Genomic DNA, 1,237 nt, shown 5'->3' on the forward strand with positions numbered 1-1,237 from the left:
CGGTGTTGCCGTTTGTGTTGTCGGGTCGTGGGTCGGGGGCGTTGTGTGGTCAGGCTGCTCGTTTGCGGTCGTTTGTGGTGGAGCGGCCGGATGTGGCGTTGGTGGATGTTGCGTATTCGTTGACGGCTGATCGTGCTGTGCATGGGCATCGGGCGGTTGTGGTTGCGTCGGGGCGGGAGCAGTTGCTGGATCGGCTGGTGGTTGTTGCCGGGGGTGAGGCCGGGGCCGGGTGTGGGTCTGGTGTGGCGGGCCGGGGCCGTGTGGCGGTGGTGTTTACCGGTCAGGGTTCGCAGCGGGTCGGGATGGGCCGGGAGTTGTATCGGCGGTTCCCGGTGTTCGCGGCTGCTTTTGATCAGGTATGTGAGTTGCTGGATCCGATGGTGAGGGCGGCTGTTTTCGGCGAGGACGGTGCTGGGGGCCGTCTGGATTCGACGGAGTTCGCGCAGCCGGCGTTGTTCGCCGTTGAGGTGGCGCTGTTCCGGTTGTTCGGGTCGTGGGGTGTGGTCCCGGATTTTGTGACCGGTCATTCTGTGGGGGAGATCGCCGCGGCTCATGTGTCGGGGGTGCTGTCGCTGGCGGATGCCTGCGCGTTGGTGACCGCGCGGGGTCGGTTGATGCAGGGGCTGGCGCCCGGTGGGGTGATGGTGGCGGTCGCCGCGGGTGAGGACGTGGTGGCGCCGGTGGTGGCTGAGCGGGGCGTCCAGGTGTCGATCGCCGCGGTGAACAGTCCGACGTCGGTGGTGGTGTCGGGGGCCGAGTCCGCGGTCGAGCGGGTCGTGCAGCGGCTGTCCGAGCAGGGTTGCCGGACGAAACGGCTCGTGGTGAGTCATGCGTTCCATTCGCCGTTGATGGAGCCGATGCTGGACGATTTCCGCGCGGTGGTGGCCGGGTTGGCTTTTCAGCCGCCGCATATCGCGACCGTGAATGAGGCGATAGCGGATCCGGAGTATTGGGTGCGGCATGTGCGTGACACGGTTCGGTTCGCCGACACTGTCACGCGGTTGCATGAGCGGGGTGCGACGCGGTTTGTCGAGCTGGGTCCGGACGCGGTGCTGACCGGGTCGGTGCGGGAATGCTTGGACGGCCAGGACATTACGGCGGTGCCTGGTCTGCGCCACGGTCATGGCGAGGTCGAGTCGGTGCTGGCGGGGCTGGGTGCGTTGTTCACCGCCGGGGTGGCGGTGAACTGGTCGGAGTTGTTTGCCGGGACCGGCGCTCACCACACCGAACTGCCCAC

1 protein-coding gene is annotated in these 1,237 nt (G+C 67.3%); it reads left to right on the forward strand.

The annotated features are described in order from the left end of the window. Positions 1 to 62 precede the first annotated feature (62 nt). Positions 63 to 1,237, forward strand: a 1,175-nt coding sequence (locus JK363_RS41250; RefSeq protein ID WP_236076581.1) for an acyltransferase domain-containing protein, incomplete at its 3' end; no start/stop codon positions are given.

The sequence above is a fragment of the Streptomyces coffeae genome, from assembly GCF_016741875.1.
Taxonomy (GTDB): Bacteria; Actinomycetota; Actinomycetes; order Streptomycetales; family Streptomycetaceae; genus Streptomyces; species Streptomyces coffeae.